Origin of the sequence: Altererythrobacter ishigakiensis (assembly GCF_001663155.1) — a bacterium.
Taxonomy (GTDB): Bacteria; Pseudomonadota; Alphaproteobacteria; order Sphingomonadales; family Sphingomonadaceae; genus Erythrobacter; species Erythrobacter ishigakiensis.
On the sequence record NZ_CP015963.1, the window covers coordinates 1,991,604 to 2,014,405 of the forward strand.

The window sequence follows — 22,802 nt, forward strand, 5'->3', positions numbered from 1 at the left end:
CTGCGACCAGGATGGCGCCTAAATCCAGGGGGTTTTTCCTCTAGCGCCATCCATCGGAGCTTCTTGCTACGAAGGAAGATCTAACCCGATCTTGCGTTCGTCTGCTGACCAAGCCTACTCGCCATTCTCGCGACTAAACCTGCAAGCTGGGAAGTTAGAGCAGCCGAAAAATTTACCTCGCGAGCTCTCGCGCTCGACCAGGTGACCATCGCACCCATCTATTTCACACTTCGCCGAAAAAAGGCCCAGCTGGTCTCGGTGCAGTATTTTCTGCCGTTTCTTTTTTTGCTTGAACGTCCAAGGTGGTTCGGGATTTTCGAGAGCCCAAAGCCCTCGCCTAGCTTCCCGAGCGTTTTCTTGCGCTCTGAAGTATTCTTCTTCTCTGTCGAAGGCGTATTGCGGCAACACCCAAGCGAAGCCATTCACGATCATCTCAAGCTCGACGTTCCTAGTCACGGGGCGTGCCACTCGTGCTAAACCAGAAGTGCACTTTCCATCAAAGTAATACTCAACTCGACCGACCTGCATCTCTTCGGTCAGGTATCCCATGCACAGCATCCGTTTGTGTTGGTCGATCGGAAGATAACCCTGCGACTGTTTCCCGATGGGATCTAGGCGCAACGTCCTTCCGCCGATTAGCTGTTCAAGGAATGTTTGTGACTCACTTCCGTACTCTTGGCCTGTCTCCGGTGCATCAATGAAAGCGAACCGAAACGAAACTCTTTCGATCCAGCGTTCGCGTAGCGGATGCCAAACATTGGCGAGGAACCCATCACCATCAAACACCTTGATGACCTTCGCTGAGAGCATATCATTCAGTTGCTCTTGTCCAGGATCGTCAGGTACAATCATGAAACCAAGCTGCAGAGCGGTCTGCAGGAGGATATGAGGCAATTTGGCGTCAGCATTGGTGATCGCCCCAGTAGCGATCCCAGCGTAGCGCATGACCGCTCTGAACCATCGCACAGGAAAGGTCTCCCCCGCGCGGCGAGACACACCAGGCCGCCGTCCTGTTACCGCCGCCAGAGCCCGTACTAAGGCAGGTCATCGTGGGTCCTCTTACCAACAGATGCCCATGCTCTCCGATTCCGTAGGGTTCCCCAACCAGCGATGCGAGTGCGTCTCGCGAGTGCTCGGCGTCTACCGCTGGACACGGCTGGTTTGTTCGGCACGTTCCATCGATTTCACGCGCGGCGATGCCTGAGACTCTTATGCGAGGCCCCTCCTCGTACCAGATCGGTCCATCACCATCCCAAACATGCGTTGGGGTGCAAACAAACGTCTCACCTGCAGGAACGATTGCGGCGGCGGCAAAAAGCAGTAGGCTCATGTGAGAAGTATGCTCGTAGTTCGTTGAAAATCAATTTCGATTGTGAGTGAAACAGGAACGACAAGTGAAACAAGTCGCGGCGGCAATAGCGATCTCTGAGGGCAAGGTGCTCGTCACGCGGCGCGCGGCTGGTCAGAAGCTGGCTGGCTTCTGGGAGTTTCCCGGCGGCAAGCTCGAACCAGGAGAAGATGTCCAAATGTGCATCGTTCGCGAGCTTCAGGAAGAGCTAGGCGTGACATCGACAGCCGGCGAGGTTCTGACCGTTTCGGAATATACTTACCCTGGCGGCGCGATCTCACTGATTGCAGTTGAAGTGTCACTCCACAGCAGCGAATTTACCCTAACCGTGCACGATGAATATGCTTGGAAAGCTCCAGGAGAGCTCCTGGCGCTCAATTTGGCACCTGCTGACATTCCCATCGCCAGGCAAATCCAAGAAGGTGCAACAACCCAAAGGAGCGAGTCTTGATTGGGCAATTAGATCACGTTGAGGCCGGAGAGATTTTTGCGGACCGAAGAGCATTGTATGACGCCGGCGTTCATCGTGCTTTACAGGCTGGCATAGTTGGAAAGGCCGTCGGAGGAGCGGAATCCATCGTATTATCAGGCGGGTATCCTGATGACGAAGATTTTGGCAATTACATTATATACACTGGTTTTGGCGGACGGGATCCAAACACTGGCCAGCAAATCGCTGACCAGCATTTTGAGAAGCAGAACCAAGCCCTTGTAACCAGTCACCTTCATGGACTGCCGGTTCGGGTGATCCGCGGCGGAAAGCACAAGGAGTTCGCTCCACCATCAGGCTATCGTTATGACGGCATATACCGAGTTGAGAGTTATTGGCGAGAAACGGGCCGGGACGGTTATCAAATCTGTAGGTTCAGGCTTGAAGCATTGGCTCCAGATGAGCTGCCTGAGAGTATGGCGTCACCCAAAGGAACGACCCGTTCTACGACCACAATCCAACGGATCGTGCGGGACACCGCCATGAGCCGCCGGGTAAAAGAGTGGCACGAATATGCCTGCCAAGTATGTGGTATAACCTTGAATTGCGTCGGTGGATCCTATGCAGAAGGTGCCCATATCCGTCCGCTTGGTAAACCGCACAACGGGCCTGATACTGAAGATAATTTGCTGTGCCTTTGCCCTAATCACCACGTCCTATTCGACGCGGGGGGTTCACCATAAACGACGACTATTCGCTGAATGGGATCGACGGGAAGCTGACCACGCTTGCAAAGCATCGAGTGGACCAAATGCAGCTGCGCTACCACCGAAATCTATGGCGCTCCGACTGACTCAAAATGATTACTTACTAGCATTATGGTAAAATGGACGATGAGCGCCGCTGGTCGCAGGTCTGATAATACCGAAATGATACTGCCTCGAATTGGTGTTCCGGTTCGAGGCAAGCTTTTCGCGAAAAGCGGACTGACTGCAAACGACCCATTTGCGGACAATCCTGTTATCCCTGTTGCGTAGCTCCTTAGGACCTTGCAACATGCCCTTATGCAAACAATCAAAAGATTTGTCGTTCCTGCTCTGGCTCTGGCTGTCCTTACCTCACCCGCTCAGGCGATGCCTGAAGATGTTGCGGAAATGCGGCAAATTATCGCTGGCGAGTTCGGTGGTAACGCTAATGCCTATGTCGAAGAAGAGGCGAAGGACTTTCGACGTATGGCTTGCCGCCAACGCAACGATCTTCTCAAGACTTTGCTCGAAGATGGATTGGAGCTCGATCGGCTCACTTATAAGACCCACGTCGATGCAGCCTATTGCGCCTACCAGAAGGAAGCGGGATCAACGCTTGGGCTTATTCTGACACCAGACCTGATGACACAATGGGAAGAGAGTACGTTCGGACAGAAATACACAATGTCTCCATTTCAGGGCGCCATCTACGCCAATGAATACGACCTCGTAAAAGTGTTTCTTGAGAATGGCGTACACCAAGCGTTTAACGACAAGGAGCTGGCTGTCCTGACGCGCGAGGAGCAACTCCTTCTAGTTGTTAATTGGGCCAATGATGCGGGTAAGGAACAAGCAATTCGCGCTTTTCACGATGCCGGTTTCAGCCACATCGTGGCAGCTGCGCAAAACGAGGCAAATATTCGCTATGTTCGCGCACGCGTGGGCAAGGAGGGCGGCGGCGGTGGTCTCCTGCGCACCATCGCGGGCGGTGTTGCGGGCGCATATCTGGGCGGTACAACGGGGGCTGCGCTCGGTATTCTCAACGGTGGAACAAGTGGATCAGACAACGAAGCTGAGATTGATCCGACCAAGCCTCTTCCGCTGGCAACAAACCGAGCAGAACTGGGAATGATGCTTGCGCCGGTAACACTTCCTAAGCCCGGCCTCGAGGTTCAGGAGATTGGCGTAGATGGTCCTGCATCCTTCACGGATATCGCTAAGGGCGATATCATCGTCGCCATCGGAGGAATGCCCGTTGCTCGGCGTGGTTCGCTTTACGTCGCCACTGAAAAGGTAAATGACGCCGAGCAATTCGAGGTGGATTATATTCGTGACGGTGAACGCAGGACCGCGATCTTCGGCTTGGCGCAGCCCGAGCCCGCCCTTGTTGAGCTACAAGCTCAGCCCGCAACATCCGCAAGTTCATCAAATGTATCTAGCGAGGACACAACGCTCGCCGAGCTAGAACGTCTTGCGGATCTGCGCGATCGCGGCGTGCTTTCTGACGAAGAGTTTGCAGCGATGAAGGCTCGGATTCTCGGTGCAGATACCAAGGCTACAGAAAGCACATCAGGACCTTCGGAGAGCACTCCCATCTCCGAGGCATTCGGAGTCCGGATGGGTCAGCCAATTGCCGACCTCTCCATCGTAAAACAGCACCCAAATGGTCGGTACAAGGTTTCCTCCCCGGTCAGCGATCCCGATCTGGACAGTCTGGTTGTTCGAGCCACCCCAGAAACCGGCGTGTGTGCCGTAGAGATGTTTGGCGCAACTTATGAGAATGATCGTCGTGGGCAGGCAGTGCTTGCGGCGTACAATCGTCAGCGGCAAGAACTAGATAGGCTATATGGGGCGGGAGAGGAGACAGATGTCCTTCGAAAGAATTCAGAGGCAGCCGATGCCGACGACTATGCGCAGTCTTTCTGGCTTGGTCATCGCGTCAAATCCAGCGCCTGGCGGATCGATGGAGCACTGGGAACCCGGTCAGTCTATTTGGATGTTTTTGCAAGCGGACCTTACGACTTGTACTTGAAGGTTAGCCATACCTTCTCGAATTTTAATCGGTGCCAATCAATTATAGAGGCGCAGTCCACGGAAGACAGCTAATTGAAAGTGGCTTAAGACCGCTTTCCCACCCCCATAAGCTGCCGGTAATTGGCTCCACGCGGCATCCTGAAATCTGACTGGCCGCCTTGCCCCTTGATCTTTCGAAAGCAGACACGCTGGTAACGACCCAATTGCGGAAGTTACGTATTGAGAGGATTGCTGCTACGCCGCTCAACTTCAATTTGGCAAAGCCGTACCGTTGGGTTCGCGAAAGCCCACCTTCAGTTAGCTAACCATTGCCTTCGGGCTCAGCCCGCTTCCAAAGTATTTCAAAGAAATCCTTTCCCGGGATCCCCAAGTACATAGCAGTGAGCTTGATATTTCGATTGATCGCACGCTCATCAGGCGGCGATAGTATGTGTGTCATCTCGCCGGGCTTGATCCCTTGGGCCTGCTCGAAGTCCTCCATCGTCATCGACCGGGAAGCCAGCTCCTCAAGTAAGACTTCCATCAGTAGCGCATTTGAAATGTCAGGCTTCATGTAACGCCATCCTCTATCTGTGGTCTGACTGCATTCCTAGCCTGCCGCTCAAAAGCGACTGGTCGGTTCACGACCCAGTATCGGACACTGGTTAAATGCAACAAACTTGGCTCAATCATTGGAGTGAGACGTCTTGCTAGCTTTTCAAACTCTCGATTGAACCCAAAAAATTGGTGTCGGCGCGGGAATAAACTAGCAATGGTGATCGTCGATGGGGTGAGTGCGCACTAAAGGCGCCCGACAGAGATTGGTCCAAAAGGAAGTTGAAATGAAGACGATCAAATACAGTGTCTCCCTTCTTGCGCTTACTGCTGCAGCCAGCTGGGCGACTACTCCACTTGTAGCCCAGGATTCTGATGAAGCTGAGGCGGTACAGTCTCAGGCTGAATACGATGCAGATGCGGCGGAGGCACAATCCGAGTATGAGGCAGATGTTGCTGAAGCGCAGGCCGAGTTCGAGCAGGAGGTTGCTGAGATCGAAGAAGAGCGGGCGGAAGCGCAGCGCGAACTCGAAGCGGTTTTGAATGACCCATCAGCATCGGCCGAAGATATCGCGACTGCACAGAGCTATTTTAACGAGAGAATGGCCGAACTCGACGAAGAATTGGCTGAAGAAGAGGCGGAACTTGCCGAGGAACTCGCAGATATCGAAGAGGACCTCCGAGAGGAACTTGCAGACATAGAGGAAGATCGTCTCGAAGATTTAGCTGACGCTGCGGAAGAAGCTGAGGAAGAAGCGAGCGAGGCTGAAGAAGATGCCCGCGAGTCAGCTGAAGAAGCCGAGGAAGAAGCTCGCGAGGCGGCTGAGGAAGCCGAGGAAGAAGCCCGCGAGGCGGCTGAAGAAGCTGAAGAAGAAGCCCGCGAGGCGGCTGAGGAAGCTGAAGAAGAAGCCCGCGAAGCAGCTGAAGAAGCCGCGGAGGAAGCTGCCGAGGAAGATGCGAAAGATGACTCAGACGACGATTGAATTGGTTTATATGACGATGGAGAGCGCACCCGCATCATGCCGGGCGCGCTTTTCGCTTCTCAGGAGTGAATAATGAAAAACAAATACTTGCTAAGGGCTCTAGTCGGCACGGTCATTCTCGTGCCCTACTCCGCATCGGCTAACGACCAATGGTCGGTCGAAATCGAGGCGGGCGCATTCTACGACAGTCAGCTAGTTGTCGATGAAATCGACACTCAAGAGGATTCGGGAGATATTGGTTTCAGGCTTGGGGCAGATGTGGAATTTGAAGCAGTTAATACCGATGCATTCGATCTCGAGTTCGGATACGATTTCGGCCAGACGCTCTACGCCGATAATGATGAATTCGATCTACAATCGCATGTGGCCGATGTTAACGCCTCTACCCGCATCGCAGGGGCGCGGGTAGGAGCTCGCTATGCCTTCTCGCATTTTCGCTTGGGTGGAGACTCGCTGTTTGACATGCATACCATTACGCCAAGTGTTTCTGGATTCGTCGCGGACGGCCTGTTTGCCCGCGCATTTTACACCTACAACGACAAAAATTTCGCCACCTTCGATGGTCGCGACGCAACGGGCAATCAGGTTGGAGCCAGCGTCTTTAAGTTCTTTAGCGACAATGCCGGTTTCATTTCCGTCAGCGGGCGCTGGGAGGAAGAGGACGCAATGGCCGCTGAATTTGACTATGATGGGTTCGTTGTTGGGGCTGACTTGAGGATTCCGATAGCTGGAGGTCGCGGTGGGACACGCGTACAGTTTGGCGTCGATTACCGAGATCGCGACTACAAAGCGGTTACCCCCTCGATCAACGAAGTCCGAACGGAAGACCGCTTTCGCGGCGAAGTTGAATTGACCGTTCCAGTCAACGAAAGACTCAGGCTTGAAGCAGGCTACCGTTACACGGATCGAAATTCGAACCTACCATCTGCAGACTACAAGGAGCACCGCGTGAGTGCCGGGATGCTTTTTGAGTTATGAATGGATACCTGATCGATTGATATTGCGGCATCTCTGGTCTCACTCTTATCCGATTCGGACCTTTGTCGGCCCACTTATGATAAGGTTAGAGGGTTATATACATCTCTTTCGATCTTGGCCGAGTAAGACGACGATGAAGACACCAAGCTCAATCTTTTGCGCGCTGTTGCTCGGGAGCATATTGATCGCTCCTCTTGGCGCGCAAGAGGTTGACGACGACGCAGTCGAGGAAGCCGCAGACGCGGCGGAAAAGGCAGCCGAAGAGGCAGCTGAAGAAGCGGCGGAAGCGGCGGAAGAGGCAGCTGAAGAAGCGGCGGAAGCGGCGGAAGAGGCAGCTGAAGAAGCGGCGGAAGCGGCTGAAGAGGCAGCTGAAGAAGCGGAAGAAGCAGCTGAAGAAGCGGAAGAAGCAGCTGAAGAAGCGGAAGAAGAGTCCAGCGAGTCAGCTGAGGAAGCCGAAGAAGAGCGTGAGCAGCAACGCGAAGATAAGGTCGATGATGATAGGGAAGACGAGTCATCACGTTCACCGATAGCTCGCGCAATGGAGATCGGCCTCGATGATGATGGTCAGGAGATCCAGTTTGGCGAGAAACTCCTCTTGCTTGATGATGTGGATTTGGCTCGACTACAGGCCAACGGTTTCGAGATTGTCGAAAGGAACGATCTGTCCGGCATCGACAAAGTCCTCGTTCGCGTTGCCACAGCCGGCGCGGATATCGATCGGGAACTCGAGGAACTGCGTTCCGACCTATCGAGCCTAGAAGCCGACGACAATCACGTTTACCGACCCAGCTTCGCACAAAGCACCGGCAGCACGGTTTACCGTCCAGCCTCATTCATAGGTCGGAGCAGTGCAGCACGGACTGCAGATCGCCGGATAGGGCTGATCGACACCAGGCTGGACCTTGACCATCCGGCTCTGGCTGCCAGGCGGGTAAAAGCTCTTAGCTTCGTGGAAAGAGGAGCGACGCAACCTCAGGTTCACGGCACAGCAGTTGCCTCGATCTTGGTAGGCCGAACCCGGGGTTTCGAAGGTCTTGTTCCTGAGGCGCAGCTCTTTGCTGCATCCGTTTTTGTATCCGGCGCTGAAACCGGAGTTACAACAACCGCGGCGGATCTAGTTAGGGCGATCGATTGGATGATCAAAGAACAGGTACCGATCGTGAATATGAGCCTTTCGGGTCCCCCCAATGCCGTCCTGCGAGCCGCGATTAAAGGAGCACAGGAGCGAGGAATGGTGATCGTTGCGGCAGCTGGTAATGTAGGCCCCACCGCCGATCCCGTTTTTCCCGCAGCATATCCGGGCGTCGTCGCAGTCACCGCCGTAGGCCCAGATAACAGAAATTATCGTCTTGCTGGACGAGGCCCCCATATCGAATTTTCTGCTCCAGGCGTTAATGTCATGGCCGCACTGGCAGGCACGCAAACGTTCGATCTGCAAACTGGTACGTCTTTCGCCGCGCCGTTTGTGGCAGCTGCTATTCTCTTGGAGTGCGAAACACGCAATGGCCGCTGTAAAGATTTTCGCCGTCAATATTCAGGCTTGGTCAGCCGATCGCTCGATCTGGGCGCCAAGGGGCGCGATGACGTTTATGGCTATGGCCTGATCCGGCCATGATGATCTGCTCACTGAAAAAAATCGCGATTAGAGGGAATAAACTCTCTCTCGAAAACGTCGTTCAATTATGAAGGGTAATGACTCCAGAGAGCTTCGTGCAGAGCTATTGAAGGTGCTGACACCTCTCAGGAGATACTGTTACTCGCTTTCGGGCAATCCGCACGACGCGGACGATTTGTTGCAAGACACGGTTGAAAGGCTGTTGGTGCGTGGCGCACCGAGCGATGCCGATATTCGCAAATGGGCATTTCGAGTGTGTCGCAATAAGTGGATCGATGAGATGCGTTCTCGCAAGGTTAGAGCAACTGAAGATATAGACGACTTGCTGGATTCGACCGCTTTTCACGATGAGGCAGTAGTTGAGGGCCGCCTCGAGCTGTCCCAGGCGGAAGCGGCCATAGCTGCACTCGCGCCAGAATTTCGCGAGGTACTTATGCTCGTTGCGGTGGAAGGCTTCAAATATAAGGAAGCAGCCAAACTGATCGGCATCCCGGTTGGAACTGTCATGAGCCGCCTTGCGCGCGCAAGGCGTCAGCTTTCCGAGATCTATTCATCGGCTGGCGACAATAGTGATCATGGCGAAAGCGCAAACGTGGTCCCGATAAATCGAGGTGGAAGATGAAAACAATTACGGATGAAATGCTTTCCGCCTATCTCGATGGCGAATTGGGTTCGTCGCAAAACGATGAAGTTCATGTAGCGCTCAGCAGTGATCCGGATCTCCGGGCACGTCTGCACAGGTTCGAACAGGCGGATGCTACAATGCGAGCTGCTACCTCCAACCTTGAGAGCCGTCAAATTCCCGATAGAATCTCGGCAATGCTCTCCGAAGACGAGGCGTCTGTCGCAAATTTCGGCGATTATCGCCGCACTGATTGGCTTGGCGTGAATCTTTTTCCAACTGCTCTGGCAGCGTCAATTGCGCTTATAGTTGGATGGACTGCAGGCTCATTTTACCCTGGCGCGCCCCGGGCAAATGCTGATGATGACGCTCTCCAACTTGCCTCTCGCAGCTTACCCGGCGACCCACTTTTTGAGGCGCTCGAAACCATTCCAAGCGGTCAATCGACTACTTTTGGCGATGCAGGTGGATCGATCCAACCTGTCCTTAGCTTTGCAAGTGTGAGCGGTGAGCCATGCCGTGAGTTTGAGGCTATCGGTCCAAAGGATGCAATCCGTGCGGTGGCCTGCAGGGAACAAGCTAGTTGGCGTGTGGACTTCGCGATGAGGTCAGCGAGTGAACTCGATGGAAACGGTTTCCAGACGGCCTCTTCAGCGGACTCGCAGTTGGTGAGCAGCTACATCAGCGGAGTTATGGATGGCGATGCTTTTGGGCGGGAGGTTGAGTCAAGAAAGATGGCCAACGGATGGCGCAATGAATAGCCGATGCGTCTTTGCTGCATCCATCACAACGAACGAGCATGTTCCTAGTTCAAGACACAGGCTGATATCTAGCTCTTGCGCTGTCTGCAGATCGAAGAGGAAATTGAATTGAAGAATACACTTACAGCAGTCGCAATTGTTCCTGTTCTCGTCTTGATGGGCTGCGCTTCGCCCAGTGGCGAACTCAGGAAAAATCTGCGCGCCTACGGAATGGGCAGCAGCGAGGCAAAATGTGTATCTCGCGAACTCGCTGATCAATTGGAGACGCGAGAAATAAAATCGATCAATCGCGTCCTTCGAGCCGGAAGAAGCGATGGTACGACACGCCCCTCACAGGTGATTGTCGCTGTTCGGGAATTAGATGATCCTCGGGTCATCAAGTCCGTTGCGATAGCCAACGCCGGATGTCTACTACTCAACTGATAGAGAGAGCACCTCTAGGGTTTCGAGCATTGGGCCACGACGTCCGCTTTCCACCCCATCATCAGTCATGATGGGGTCGCACGCTCGCAACCAAAAGCCGCCGCTCTCTACCCAAAGCGACCCAAGCAGGACCCAAACTGCGGTCCAGCCAAACGGCCTTTCGTCAGCAAGCTGCGAGCTATCCTAGGTTATATATCTCTAAGAAGGCGGTGCCGCTTACGTGACTCGAACACGTGACCCCATCATTACGAAAGAAGGGGCAGGTCTAAAGAAACTTATTATATTCCAGTTACTTAATTGTGTCAAAATTAGCTGAATCCGTGCCAACCCAGGCGGCCCCCAAGTTGCGCAAGCGCCGCTTAGAGAAAGTTTCCTAGTGACGGTGCTTTCATAGTAATGATTCTGGAAATTCGACCCGCGACAGACCCGTTTAAGCGATCGTACCGCTCACTTTCGGGAACGACACTCGCCACACCAGATGTCCGCAAAGCGCGCAAAAGACTGGTCCTTACAAGTCACAGGAAAGTGTTATTTCAAAATCTTGGCTCCAATACCCCTCTAATACGAATATCTTTTCTGGGGTCCCGGTCAGCTCACCTTCCCATTCAGCGATTCCGCTTTCGTCCAGCCCTTCATAGGAAGACGTAGCGGTGCAAGACCGCCCACCGGTTGCAAAGATCGATGCGTAAATATGAGTTTCTCGGCATTTGGTTTTGGCAGACAGCGCCATTGTCGCACTACTTGCCAGTTCGACTTCGACCTCTCGTTCATAGACGCATTGATCCGGGCCATAGGCGTCGGGATTTGAGTATACTTCACAAGCGATGCGATCGATGATGTTATCAGCATAGACAATCGCGCAAGACGATCTCGCGGCGATAGCCTCAGGAGAAGCAGACGCCATTGCTAATACAATTACTTCAATTGGCATTGAACTCAGTCCCTTGAGTGGTTCGTTCATAAGTGTCGAACCACAACGCATCTAAATGGGCAAAGACCACGTCCCGAGGAGAAAGCCGACCCAGCGGATTGAACCGGTCAGGAAGCGAGCTATCTACCCCAAGCGTTCTCATACGCTCTATTAAACCGGTAAGTGCCTCACGACTGATGTGGTGAGCTTCGAACGCACCCTCCCCACCAAAGAAACCGCTTCCTTCTGAACTACCGTTGGGATGTCGGCTTACTGCTAACTCCGACGAAACATGCCTAGCCAGCACTTCGATTCGATCGGAATGAGCAATCCCTCGCCACGAGCGAAAAGCCATAACTGGAGATACGGCAGCAGGGCCGTAGCCAGTCCCCATAACCTTACTTCCCGAAGCCATCTCCAACTGTTGACGCACAATCTCACTGATTTGCCAAGCACGATACTCTTCTGGCTGAACGCCTACAGGATCAGGCGATCTAATATCGCTTGCAAGTTCAAGCATGCGCCCTCCGAGCTCGAGATGCTTTAGAGCTACCTCTATGCCTCCAAGCCGCTCCAGCAGTTCAGCTGTCCAAAGCGACGTTTCGCCATACTCATTGACAGTGATCTCAAGTAGTTCATGAAGAACAGGCAATAGTGATTTCAGCTCGCCTTTCTGCAACCCGATATCAACCAAAGAAATCTGATTCCTCAGAGCAATTGGAAGGCCCTCCCTTCCCGCTTCGGAGGCGAGCTCCAATGCCCTTTGGTGAAGCGCCGACGCCTCTGAATATTGACGTTCAGCCAACAACGTAAGCGCAAGCTCGGTTGTAGCCTTTGCCACAAGCAATTGCTCGGCCTGTGGCAGTTTTTGCGCATCTGAGAGAGCTAAAGTAGCTACAGATAGTGCTTCCTTGCTGCGCGCAGATTGGCGAAGCACAACTGTCTGATCGATCTTGCAACTAACTTTTGTATGCATCGCTAGCTGCTCTAGACCAATCAAGGCAGCTTCAATCGCTTCCCGCGCTTCCTCCACAAGGCCGGCGAGACTCAAGTTTCGGGCGATCCTACATTGCTCAGTTCGGATTATATCTTCTTCCGCACCTTCTGCTTTCAATTGCTCGACCAACCATTCACCATTTTCGGCAGCGTGTCGCGCAATATTGCCTCCTTCCCACCCGTCTAGAGACCCATACTCTTGTTCAAATTCCTCAATGCTGAGAGTCTGAGAATGGGCAGTGGACGAAGCAGCGATCAGTACTGCTATGGCGAGAATGAAAATTTTTATACGCAATCAGTTTTTCCTCGAGCCAAGTCATCGTTAGTAGATTGACACATAAATATCAGCAAGGTCCGGGGGAGGATGAAAATCAAATGAGACTAAGAATGTTGGTCTTCGGGGTTGCGGCATGGATCGGTAGTCTTGGCCTCTTCCAAGCAAGCGCTCAAAACGAATTGGAGTTACCCTCGGTTGGACCGTTGATAGTTTGCGCTGGACCTGCTGATCTTGCCCTACCCTCTGAGGAGTGCATGCGTGAGGAAGCCTACTGGTCCGCGCAATGGGCCGTACAATCCTCGGCAGCGCAAGCACTAGATGCGGTGAATGCTAGGTTCGCTCGCGGGTCTGGCGAGTTGGCCGTGCTAGCGCGTAGACTAGAGGAAACCCAAAGGGCCCTTGCTGACGCAGAAAATCGGTACTTTGCAGCTCTGGCTCTGCCTGATGGTTCTGTTCGCGAAAGACAGCTTGCCGAAACGACTCCAATCGTCGAACAGCTTAAAGGCGAGCTGTCTGCAATCGAGTTAGCGCTAAAGGGCCAGTTTCCCGAATACGCCAATCTCGTCGCGCCAGAACCACTCACGGCTTTAGAAACGCAGGCTTTACTTGAGCCGGGTGAAGGCCTCATCATGGCAATACCTGGAGAGACCGGGACCTTCATATTCCTAGTTACTCATTCAACGCTGGACTGGTATCGCTCCGAGCTATCTCGCGCCGATCTCGGTACATTCGTCGACGATCTACGTCTATCTATGGGTGTAGATGGGATTTCGATCAGCAGTCCGGGATTTAAGGGCCTGGGTGCCGCCTTGGATCGTGCGACGAGCTTAAGTGCTACAGGCGGCTCAACCGATGTTGCAGGCTTTAGAGGAAGGGCCTTTGACCGGGCCAAAGCCTTTCAACTTTACTCAGAGCTATTTGGGGACCTAACGACAAAGCTGGAAGAGCTCGACCATGTTTACGCAGTTGTTTCGGGACCGCTCTCCGCATTTCCGCTGGGAGCATTGGTTACACGCGCGCCGGAAGGATACGACTATGACCCGAATGCGATGCGAAAAACGGCGTGGCTTCAGCGCTCATTGGCTATAACCGTTGTTCCTGCACCGACATCTCTGCGCGCTCTGGCAGGACGCAGAGAAACGCAAGCGGAAAAGACCTTCCTCGGAATTGGGAATGCCTGCACGGGCTGGGGCATCCCAAACGCTCCGGAGCCGCCGCCTGAAATTTGTGGCCGTATTGGCGACCTGGATGACATTAGGATTGGAAAACAATCTGCGCTTTCAGACCAGGCGCAAGAAATCGGCTTTTCGCAAACCAAGAGAGAAGGCCGAATAACAGTCCTATCCCCAGATGAGCTGCGGTACACGATGACATACTTGCCTGGAACCCGAAGTGAGCTTCTGCAAATTTCAGAATTGTTGGGAGCAGATCCGCAACGCGACTTAATTATGGCGCAGAAGGCCAGTGAGTCATGGGTTCGGAGTGATCATTCGCCACTATCGGACTACAGAATAATCGTGTTTGCTACACACGGCCTAGTCGCCACAGACGGAATCGAAAACCTTGACGAACCCGGGCTAATTCTCACGCCACCCGACACCGCCAGCGCGATGGATGACGGCTTCCTATCTGCATCCGAGATTGCGGCTGACCTCGAGCTAGATGCAGATTTCCTGATTCTTTCAGCATGCAACACCGCTTCCCCCAGCAAGAGCGGCGCAGATAGTCTTTCTGGCTTGGCGCGAGCCTTCTTCTACGCAGGAGCCAGGTCATTATTGGTTTCTCACTGGCCAGTATTGGACGATATCGCGCCAAAGATTACGACAGCTACGATCGCTAATTTCTCAAGTATGCCCCACAAGGGCCGTGCAAATGCCTTCCGAGAAGCGCTTCTTCCAATAATGAATAATCCTGAGACCGCCGATCCATACTATTGGGCACCTTTTGTCTTGGTGGGGCAGAACTGACCGAATGGATTCCACATTGCATTTAGGCGAATAACGCCTGACCTGCACCAAAAATCCTAGCTAAGATAGTCCTGCCACTTGGCCCCGGCAAAAGGCGAAACCCTTCAATCAGTCTGATGATTAGAAGATGCCTACCGCAAGCTCGGCCCAGCTGGCGAGAAAAACAAATATGATGAAGCCAACTGCCAATCCCCTGTGAATGTCCGTTTTCGAACGTCGGATTGATACCTCCAATGCGAATCCAGCAACGAAAAGGATCGAAATCATGGCGCCGAAATCTTTGAGCCCCCAGTGAACCTCGCTGGTGATTCGCATAGCAATTGCCGGGACAAGCATCTGGATGGACTACTAGTGCCCCGTCAAAGCTGCTCTTAGAGGGCGAGTTTGAGGCGATTTGCTAGACACGGTTGCTCTGCTGCTTTGGCTCAGATCTCAAGGCTCTAGTCATTTGTTTGACGGCCGGAGACAAACTCGGCCCAAACATGGTCAGCGGCCAAGTTTGAGCCTGACATCTCATACAATCGGGAGAGGCCTTCTAGCCGCCAACTCGGACCGGCCTCCAGCGAAAGCCATATCGCCAACGCAAGATCATCTTGGCGCAGCTCTGCACTTTCAGGGTTAGGGGGATATGGCAAACTATCAGAACGCTTAATCTCAATCGTCTCAGCCGAACCTTTTGCGCCAGTTAGCTCAACAAACATGCTCTCTGAGTGTTCGGGAAAAGGAATCACGACGAAGGATTGGTCTTGAACACTGAAATTTTGATCCGGCTCGTCGCCCGGGATCGAAATTCTGATACTGTGAGCTTCTCCTGACCAGATCATTGCAATCGCATCGCGATCACTCGCTACGAACTGGCGTCTCTCAATATCGACCCTGAGCCCGTCCGCAGGTTTTCCATCCCGGTTATCGTCTTCCAACAGCGTGCGCGCCGCTGTCGCAGTCGCAGTTTTGACCCGTGATCCGGCGCTCAAAAACCCAAATCGCGCCAGCCAATCTTTTGCGATCGAACCGAGTGAATTTGTGCGTTCGGCCTGCACAGTGAACTCAGGCGTAGTGATGTATTGTGTAGTCATATCGCCGTCCCAGCGCACCCCCACTACAGCGCCGGAACCGCTGCTTCGTATGGTATCACCTATGCAAAGATACTGATAAGGGAGAGCGTTTCCCGTCTTGCCCGTTGATCTTTCTACTTGCACGTCAGTTTCTCGACTTCGTTCAAGTACCTCGATCCTCCCAACCGCTTCGCTTACGGCACATTCGTTTGCCATCACTTCGTCTCCGCTAGCCAAGAGGAAAAGCGCCGCAAAAACCCTAAACGCACGACCAAAACGTTCGCTATTGGGCTGCCTGATGGGCATCTGAATTTGTTCCCTTGTTTTCAAAGAGATTAAATCCCTCCCACTAGTGCGGCAAGCCGTGTCTCGAACCAGACTATGAAACGCGAAGATATTCTGACGAACTCTTCGAAGAATAGGGCAATGATCGGCAGCATTAAATCCCCGCGCAACTCATAGCTGCCGTTTGCAAGGAGCCCATAAAGAGAAAGGTAAGATGTTGTAACAATCGTCAAGCTAACTGCCATGGTCCAAAGGACTGCCTGCAGACCAAAGTACTTGATTCCGAGCCAGCCCTTCGCTTTCGATCTGTAACCCAAATATGCGCTCGAAAATTCTGTCATGACGAGGATGAGCACGGCCGGGATCAGCGAGACCAGCTTCCATGTGAGCTTGTCAAGCCAGCCGATATCAGGGCGGTCCGGAAACATTTGTACATCTCTGATGATATTGGCCAAGATTTCAGGCCCGGCCATTGTCCCGAGCGGGGTCAGGTGAACGTCACCTGCTGCTGCCGCACTTGAGCCGACCAATACGATCTGTCCATCCAACCCTCCAGATTGGAGAGCCTTTGGGCGGCCCTGTTCTTTAATGACAAGGCGCGAAAGTGCCCGTCGCTCCCAGCCGCTTCCATAGGCGGCGGAATTATCGATCGTAGATGCAAGCGAAAAGAAGATCGGTTCTTCTTCATTGCGCTCGTAAGTTTGGCCAAGCTTGTCCAGTAGTGCAAACGCGATCGTTGCTCTTGTCTCAAGACTTCCGTCCGAGGAAAACTGAGTTAGAACGCTTCGATCGAGGTTTCTTACGATACCGTCAGAATAGCCGCTGTTGTCGAACAAAACTGCCGGCGCAAAAGTCATAAACGGGGCGCCAGTAAGCGCGTCGTCTCTCGCAAAGAAGACATTATCGCGTCCGGGCGCGCCGGGCATCGCGGCGATCAGTACAGACGGAATCTTCTGCCAAGCAGAGAACAACTCGGTCTGCTGATCCGGCTCGACGTCCCAATGGTCATCGGGCAAGCGCGTATCAAAGACGATTGCCTTCGCTCCAGATTCAGCGAGCCCGCCTGCGATGAACAGCAAGACTTCATGGTGAACAACGCCATTCGTTCGGCAGTCCCAAGGATCGGCTGCGAGCATTTCGCAACCGGCTTCGTCGATGTCCAGGAAAACGATCGGATCGATATGGCGGTGTTCTCCGGAATCACTCCAACCGCCCGTTCCGAAGAATGACACAGCGACGCGATAGGTAAAATCACCGCTGGACTTCTCCATTGCTTTGATCGGAGCGAAGCCGACGGCCGACACTCCGCTCATTGCTAGCGCGACAAGTAGACTCAAAATGACAGCGCTCAGGCTGGCGATGGCACCTTTATTTACCCAATCCCGACACTTCATTCTGCAAATCTACACATAGGCGAAACTAAGAACAGCTCTAATCTGGTTTTCAATTCAGTGCTAACGACCCAATTCAAGCGGTTCGGTGGCGGAAGCTCGTGTGAGGGCACTTAGGTTGCTATAAGCTGGCCGGAACAGTTATGCATTCCCAATGGTCATCAGGCGCCACCCGCATGGGTCGCGGCCAACTTTGGCCTTGGTAACTCAATTTATCGCCTGTTCAGCATACTGACGACACCCCGTGAGCATGAGAAAGATAATTACTGGCGCTATTCTGATTGCCTTGACTGGCATTGTTCAACCTTCGGCAATCGCCCAGGATCCTGCGACGTTCTATCATCGTTTCAATACATCAAAAGAACGTGGCAGCCTGTTCTATTGGTTCACTGGCAGCGGCCCTGGAAGTCTGTATTTTTGGCGGAATGGCACAGAAAAAGGGAGCGCCTACTACAGGCTAAACGGCGAGCATCAAGGCAGCGAATATCATTGGCTTAATGGTAGATTGGATTGGTCGCTCTACCGTTGGCATAACGGCCGTGGCGGTACTAGCGAATATGCATTCTACAACTTGAATTTCTCAACCTTGGGCTACGACACAGCAGTGGCATGCCTTGGAGCCAGGGTCAGAATCGAAGTCTGCGATCACGTTCAGGAATGGACTTCTCGCCATCGAAAATACGGAAATTCCTGGCGCGACCTAGTCGCGCAAAGTCAGATTTGTTCAGAGCGTGCCAAATTTTTGCCCTTTCCTCCAACTTTCAAATTCGCAGTTGGGTCCATTGTCGTCACCAAATGAACTTAATCCTGCAATCCACGAGATTCCGCAAGAAGTCATAGAATTACCCAATTCTGTAGTTCCTTTTGGAGCGAGCTAAGAAATTGGGCGAATACATCATTGCGATGATTATTTGCACCAGAACCTTAAAGCGACTTGCTGGTGTAGACCGGATGGCAGCTTTCCACTCCAAAAGCTGCCATTCGCTTTAAAGTGTTGTGTGCCCGAAAGCGGACCAAGTTAGTCAAGATACTCGCTGGTAATCTTGGTAGCGGAGGAGGGACTCGAACCCCCGACACATGGATTATGATTCCACTGCTCTAACCACCTGAGCTACTCCGCCCCGAAAGGCCTGCCGGATAGCAGCAAAGCTGCTTGGCAGGCGGCGCATTTAGGGCGCGTTGCCAGCTTGGTCAACCGCTATTGCCCGCGAAATGCGCAGCGCTTCACCGCTTCCCATGGACCATCGCGATAGATATACATTTCCAGAGCCGGAAAGCGGAACTCGCGTGGCTCGATCTGCGCCCTTAATTCGGCCTGCAATGCGCGCGCTTCCTGCTTTGATACCTTGTTCTGGATGGTAATGTGCGGGCGTGGTTCATAGAGGTCCTGCGCGGTCAATGCACCGTGGAAATGTTCCGCAATAAGAGCGCGAATTTCCAGAAAATCCTCGCTTTGCAGAGCGATCGCAGTCCCCTTTCCCAAGTCCATGACACCTGCGACGCTGCCACGAGGCGGCGCAAAATCAGCAGCAATGCGCGGCAGATAGTCCTTCAATTCCTCGAACAGCGATGGAGCGAAAGAGTGGAACATGGTGACATGCGCGTGCAGCTTGTTCCGGTGCGCAGGATAGTGCGCCCGCCGCAAACCCTCCGCCCATGCCTGAACATCCTGAGGCAGCGCGGCGGTGACGATGAAAGGTTGCGGCATCGAAACTGGCTATATGCCGTTCTCAGAGCGAAAACGGCGCCACTTGGCAACATTCGCTTCATGTTCTGCATTGGTTTCGGCAAAGGCGTGACCGCCTGATCCATCAGCGACCATGAACAGTGCGCTGGTCTTCGCCGGGTTAAGCACGGCAGCGATGCTCTCACGCCCCGGATTTGTGATCGGCCCCTTGGGGAGTCCGGCCATCGAATAAGTGTTATAGTCGTTCACCGCGTCGATTTCGCTTCGCCGAATGCGTCGCCCCAAAGGTCTGCCCTTGGTTATCGGGTAGATAATCGTAGGGTCGGCCTGCAACCGCATACCAATCTTCAGTCGGTTGGAATACAAACCTGCGACCATGCGCCTTTCGGACGGTTTGCCTGTTTCTTTCTCAACCACTGAAGCGAGGATCACCGCCTCTTCTGGCGTTGTAACCGCGATGTTATCACCCCGCTGGGCCCAAGCTTCGGTCAGATAGGCAGTCATCGCTGATTGCATCCGGCCCAGCACGGCCTGACGATTTTCTCCGCGCTCAAAATCATAGGTGTCGGGCAGTACAGATCCCTCTGCAGGGACATCAATCTCTCCGGTCAGCAATTCTTCGGACATCAACCGCTCATGCACCAGCACCGAAGGCATGCCCTCCGGGATAGTGATAAAGCGTCGGATCACATCACCTGACTGAAATGCGCGTAGAATATCTGCCTGGCTCATGTTCGCGGTAAGTGCGAATTCACCAGCCTGGATCGGGTCACCCGAACCAAACAGCTTTGCATGCAATAGTAAGCCATCAGCTGAACTGATAAGGCCTCGTTCTTCAAGCTGGTTTGCGACAGAAGTTAGCGACGAACCGGTCCGTATGACAAACGCGGTGTCCTCTTCAACTGTTGCCTCGCCCAGCATCGCACCGAGCAGGAGAGAACCTGCCAACAGCGCCGCGAGAATGGCCGCGACGAGGCAGCCGAGCTTTCTCACCTCAATCGACCTGCTTCATCACTAGCGAAGCGTTGGTGCCGCCGAAGCCAAAGCTGTTGTTGAGCACAGCGCGGACTTCGCGTTTCTTCGCCTTGTGGGGGACGAGATCAACGCCCTCCGTCCCTTCATCTGGCGTAGCCAGATTAAGTGTCGGAGGAACAATCTGATCGCGCATAGCAAGGATGCAAAATACCGCTTCAACAGCGCCCGCACCGCCTAACAAGTGACCGATTGCAGACTTGGTCGAGCTCATCGAAGCGCCACTCAAATCGTCACCCAACACTCGCTTCACCGCGGCCAATTCAATCGTGTCTGCCATGGTCGAGGTGCCATGGGCGTTAACATAGTCGATGTCGCCGGGGCCAAGCCCAGCCTTGCGCAATGCCATTTCCATGGCCAGCTGCGCGCCCTTGCCTTCGGGATGAGGTGCAGTGACGTGATAAGCATCGCCTGATAGGCCATAGCCAACCACTTCAGCGTAAATCTTAGCGCCGCGTGCCTTCGCATGCTCATATTCCTCAAGCACAACCACACCTGCGCCTTCGCCCATCACGAATCCATCGCGGTCCTTGTCATAAGGTCGACTAGCCTCGGTCGGGCGGTCATTCATGCTCATGTTAAGCGCGCGGGCCTGCGCAAAACCTGCGACGCCCAGCGGGTTGATTGTGCTTTCAGATCCGCCCGCAAGCATAACATCCGCATCGCCATCCTTGATCATACGAGCCGCGTCGCCAATCGAGTGCGCGCCAGTAGAGCAAGCCGTGACAACAGCATGGTTTGGTCCCATCAGACCGTACTTGATCGAAACCTGCCCGCTGATCAGATTGATCAGGCGCCCATGGACAAAGTGCGGGCTAACCCGGCCGGGCCCGCGCTCGTGTAGATTGACCGATTCAAGCTCGATCCCTGGCAAACCGCCAATTCCCGATCCAATTGAACAGCCGGTGCGCAGCTTCAGGTCATCGTCCATCTCGGCAAGGCCAGCATCTTCCAATGCCTGCCCTGCTGCGTCGATGCCGTAAACAATAAAAGGATCGACCTGACGGCGCAGTTTGCTGTCCGTCCGCTTGTCAGGATCGAAACCATCCGGGTGATCAGCCGGTTTTACCTCGCACGCGATCTGACACTTCTGATCAGAAGCGTCGAAGCGGGTGATGGGGCCGGCTCCGCTCTTGCCAGCGATCAGATTGCTCCAGCTTGTCTCAACATCGCCCCCCAATGGGGTAACAAGGCCAAGACCGGTAACAACGACACGACGCATCGGATTCTCCGTAAACAAGCACTGTGCTGGTCAAATGCCTAGACCAGATAGCAACAGGCTCAACCCCCTTTGGGGGCCGAGCCTGTCAATAACCCGCTAACTCGCAGCCAAAGCCACGCCAACGCGGGACAAAGACGATAAGGACTTAGCCCTTGTTGTCTTCGATGAATTTGGTTGCATCACCAACGGTGGTGATCTTTTCTGCAGCATCGTCGGGAATTTCAACGCCGAATTCTTCTTCGAACGCCATAACCAATTCAACGATATCAAGGCTGTCAGCGCCCAGATCGTCAATGAAGCTGGCTTCCTGAGTTACCTTGTCGCCTTCGACGCCAAGGTGCTCGACAACAATTTTCTGCACGCGGTCGGCAGTATCGCTCATAATGATCCCTCTGCTTATGGGGTTTAGAATTAGCTTTCGCCCTAATGAACGGCGCTGATTAGCGCAAGGGCTGTTCGCATTAGATGGTGCCGCTGCGTCGTTCTGTCAAACAGGCATAGCTATTCAATGGAGGGGCTTTGAGGGGTATCCCCAGCCAGCGCCATCGCAGTCAGGCTGAGCGCAGCGATCTGTTCGCGTGCCAGCAACCGGCTGTTGACCCGTGCCATACCATTGCGGAAGCGACTTTTGTCAGAGGCTAGTATCAGCTGATCGTATGCTTCAGCAGCGAACTCGAGCGCCCCATCAGCCTCTCGGCATAGTGCAGCATTATAGAGTGCGGATCGTTGGTACGGATTGCGTGTGAGAATATCCTCAAACACCTTGCAAGCGCCGACCGGATCACTTTTGGTCAACTTGATCGCGCGCTTGAACGCTTTGCGATCGGACCGCTCCAACCCGCTACGGCCTTCCAGGATACGATAGCGGTTAAAGCGCTGCTCTGGTGCGAGATCGAGCCTCACTGACCGCGCAAAACGTGAAATCATGGGCTCGATCATCGCGTCGGCAGACGGAACGAACGAACTGTCCGCGCAATATCGCTGCGAGTTGGAAAAGCTATCCTGACGCCGATAAAGTGTACCTGCGCTACCGACCAATTCTACCTTGGGCCGGAACTCAACATGCAAACGGCGGCATTCGTAAACGTCGACGACGCTTTCGACGCATTCCTTAGAGCCGTCTTCCATTTTGACTCTACGCACACAACGAGTGTGTTCGATTTCGCCATCCGCAATGTCGTAGATGCGCGAGCCAGCAATCCCGCTCAAAGTGGCGACATCTGCGTGAGATACATCAACATCGAATGAAGCGGGCGCGACACGGAAGAATCTTTCGCCACGGATCCGCGCTTCGCCAAGCTGAGCTATGAGAGCATTCTCCAGCGCGTAGCCCTCACTCCCGCGGATCGGCTCGATGGATATCTCCGCCACCCCGCGTGCGGCATCTGTGCGCGCTGCATAGACACCTTCAACCGCAAGACGCTCTGCCTGCGCGGCGCCACCCGACACAGCGCATACGGCCGTCAGCGAGATTGCGAGTTTGCGAAAAGACATTGCTCCTCCGAT

21 protein-coding genes and 1 tRNA gene are annotated in these 22,802 nt (G+C 53.8%); 10 read left to right on the forward strand and 12 right to left on the reverse strand.

The window, feature by feature from the left end; translation table 11 throughout:
* Positions 1–114 precede the first annotated feature (114 nt).
* Positions 115–945 carry a thermonuclease family protein gene (locus A6F69_RS09455; RefSeq protein ID WP_067600403.1) on the reverse strand — a complete coding sequence of 277 codons (831 nt, stop codon included), beginning with the start codon at positions 943–945 and terminating at the stop codon, positions 115–117.
* A 449-nt stretch (positions 946–1,394) separates the two neighbouring features.
* Here A6F69_RS09455 and A6F69_RS09460 point away from each other — a divergent pair, with 449 nt between their 5' ends.
* The 3 genes from A6F69_RS09460 (at position 1,395) to A6F69_RS13180 (ending at position 4,630) form a co-directional block, all read left to right on the forward strand.
* Positions 1,395–1,799: a (deoxy)nucleoside triphosphate pyrophosphohydrolase gene (locus A6F69_RS09460; RefSeq protein WP_067600406.1), complete on the forward strand. Its 405-nt coding sequence runs from the start codon at positions 1,395–1,397 to the stop codon at positions 1,797–1,799.
* Entirely contained in the window at positions 1,796–2,521 is a 726-nt protein-coding gene (locus tag A6F69_RS12980) for a YDG/SRA domain-containing protein (RefSeq protein WP_211352812.1), read from the forward strand. The genes A6F69_RS09460 and A6F69_RS12980 overlap by 4 nt, the downstream gene beginning before the upstream one ends.
* 321 nt (positions 2,522–2,842) lie before the next feature.
* Positions 2,843–4,630 (forward strand): SHOCT domain-containing protein, encoded by a 1,788-nt coding sequence (locus A6F69_RS13180; protein ID WP_067600409.1) that lies wholly within the window; start codon positions 2,843–2,845, stop codon positions 4,628–4,630.
* 229 nt (positions 4,631–4,859) lie between these two features.
* Here the strand turns inward: A6F69_RS13180 and A6F69_RS09470 are convergent, their stop codons facing one another.
* The gene (locus tag A6F69_RS09470; protein ID WP_067600412.1) at positions 4,860–5,111 is read right to left on the reverse strand and encodes a hypothetical protein; all 252 of its coding nucleotides are present in this window, start codon (positions 5,109–5,111) and stop codon (positions 4,860–4,862) included.
* Between the two features lie 268 nt (positions 5,112–5,379).
* Between A6F69_RS09470 and A6F69_RS09475 the strand changes: the two genes are divergently transcribed.
* The 5 genes from A6F69_RS09475 to A6F69_RS09495 all read left to right on the forward strand — a co-directional run bounded on the left by A6F69_RS09475 (position 5,380) and on the right by A6F69_RS09495 (position 10,051).
* Positions 5,380–6,075, forward strand: coding sequence for a hypothetical protein (locus A6F69_RS09475; RefSeq protein WP_067600415.1), 696 nt, complete (start codon positions 5,380–5,382; stop codon positions 6,073–6,075).
* Between the two features lie 72 nt (positions 6,076–6,147).
* Positions 6,148–7,053, forward strand: coding sequence for an outer membrane beta-barrel protein (locus A6F69_RS09480; protein WP_067600418.1), 906 nt, complete (start codon positions 6,148–6,150; stop codon positions 7,051–7,053).
* 181 nt (positions 7,054–7,234) lie between these two features.
* Positions 7,235–8,668, forward strand: coding sequence for a S8 family serine peptidase (locus A6F69_RS09485; protein ID WP_157092825.1), 1,434 nt, complete (start codon positions 7,235–7,237; stop codon positions 8,666–8,668).
* Between the two features lie 67 nt (positions 8,669–8,735).
* A complete protein-coding gene (locus A6F69_RS09490) occupies positions 8,736–9,290 on the forward strand; it encodes an RNA polymerase sigma factor (RefSeq protein WP_067600423.1) in 555 nt (184 codons plus the stop codon).
* Positions 9,287–10,051: an RseA family anti-sigma factor gene (locus A6F69_RS09495; RefSeq protein ID WP_067600425.1), complete on the forward strand. Its 765-nt coding sequence runs from the start codon at positions 9,287–9,289 to the stop codon at positions 10,049–10,051. Before A6F69_RS09490 ends, A6F69_RS09495 begins: the two co-directional genes overlap by 4 nt.
* Before the next feature lie 931 nt (positions 10,052–10,982).
* Here the strand turns inward: A6F69_RS09495 and A6F69_RS09505 are convergent.
* Both A6F69_RS09505 and A6F69_RS09510 read right to left on the reverse strand, forming a co-directional pair.
* Positions 10,983–11,378 carry a hypothetical protein gene (locus A6F69_RS09505; protein ID WP_067600431.1) on the reverse strand — a complete coding sequence of 132 codons (396 nt, stop codon included), beginning with the start codon at positions 11,376–11,378 and terminating at the stop codon, positions 10,983–10,985.
* A 16-nt stretch (positions 11,379–11,394) separates the two neighbouring features.
* Positions 11,395–12,675 carry a tetratricopeptide repeat protein gene (locus A6F69_RS09510; protein ID WP_067600434.1) on the reverse strand — a complete coding sequence of 427 codons (1,281 nt, stop codon included), beginning with the start codon at positions 12,673–12,675 and terminating at the stop codon, positions 11,395–11,397.
* Positions 12,676–12,911: 236 nt separating this feature from the next.
* On the opposite strand from A6F69_RS09510, the gene A6F69_RS09515 reads away from it, so the two are divergent.
* Positions 12,912–14,624 carry a CHAT domain-containing protein gene (locus A6F69_RS09515; protein ID WP_169816563.1) on the forward strand — a complete coding sequence of 571 codons (1,713 nt, stop codon included), beginning with the start codon at positions 12,912–12,914 and terminating at the stop codon, positions 14,622–14,624.
* A 440-nt stretch (positions 14,625–15,064) separates the two neighbouring features.
* Here the strand turns inward: A6F69_RS09515 and A6F69_RS09525 are convergent, their stop codons facing one another.
* Complete coding sequence (locus tag A6F69_RS09525; RefSeq protein WP_144573615.1) at positions 15,065–15,700, reverse strand: hypothetical protein; 636 nt, start codon at positions 15,698–15,700, stop codon at positions 15,065–15,067.
* 314 nt (positions 15,701–16,014) lie between these two features.
* A complete protein-coding gene (locus A6F69_RS09530) occupies positions 16,015–17,277 on the reverse strand; it encodes a CHASE2 domain-containing protein (RefSeq protein ID WP_169816564.1) in 1,263 nt (420 codons plus the stop codon).
* 328 nt (positions 17,278–17,605) lie between these two features.
* On the opposite strand from A6F69_RS09530, the gene A6F69_RS09535 reads away from it, so the two are divergent.
* The gene (locus A6F69_RS09535; protein ID WP_067600449.1) at positions 17,606–18,154 is read left to right on the forward strand and encodes a hypothetical protein; all 549 of its coding nucleotides are present in this window, start codon (positions 17,606–17,608) and stop codon (positions 18,152–18,154) included.
* Between the two features lie 245 nt (positions 18,155–18,399).
* Here the strand turns inward: A6F69_RS09535 and A6F69_RS09540 are convergent.
* The 6 genes from A6F69_RS09540 to A6F69_RS09565 all read right to left on the reverse strand — a co-directional run bounded on the left by A6F69_RS09540 (position 18,400) and on the right by A6F69_RS09565 (position 22,790).
* Positions 18,400–18,476, reverse strand: a tRNA-Met gene (locus A6F69_RS09540).
* Positions 18,477–18,553: 77 nt separating this feature from the next.
* Positions 18,554–19,063: a 2'-5' RNA ligase family protein gene (locus A6F69_RS09545; protein WP_067600452.1), complete on the reverse strand. Its 510-nt coding sequence runs from the start codon at positions 19,061–19,063 to the stop codon at positions 18,554–18,556.
* 9 nt (positions 19,064–19,072) lie between these two features.
* Positions 19,073–20,035: an endolytic transglycosylase MltG gene (gene mltG / locus A6F69_RS09550; RefSeq protein WP_067600455.1), complete on the reverse strand. Its 963-nt coding sequence runs from the start codon at positions 20,033–20,035 to the stop codon at positions 19,073–19,075.
* Between the two features lies 1 nt (position 20,036).
* Positions 20,037–21,296: a beta-ketoacyl-ACP synthase II gene (gene fabF, locus A6F69_RS09555; protein WP_067600458.1), complete on the reverse strand. Its 1,260-nt coding sequence runs from the start codon at positions 21,294–21,296 to the stop codon at positions 20,037–20,039.
* A gap of 145 nt (positions 21,297–21,441) precedes the next feature.
* A complete protein-coding gene (locus A6F69_RS09560) occupies positions 21,442–21,678 on the reverse strand; it encodes an acyl carrier protein (RefSeq protein ID WP_067600461.1) in 237 nt (78 codons plus the stop codon).
* A 119-nt stretch (positions 21,679–21,797) separates the two neighbouring features.
* Positions 21,798–22,790, reverse strand: a complete 993-nt coding sequence (locus tag A6F69_RS09565; RefSeq protein ID WP_067600464.1) for a hypothetical protein — start codon at positions 22,788–22,790, stop codon at positions 21,798–21,800.
* Positions 22,791–22,802 lie beyond the last annotated feature (12 nt).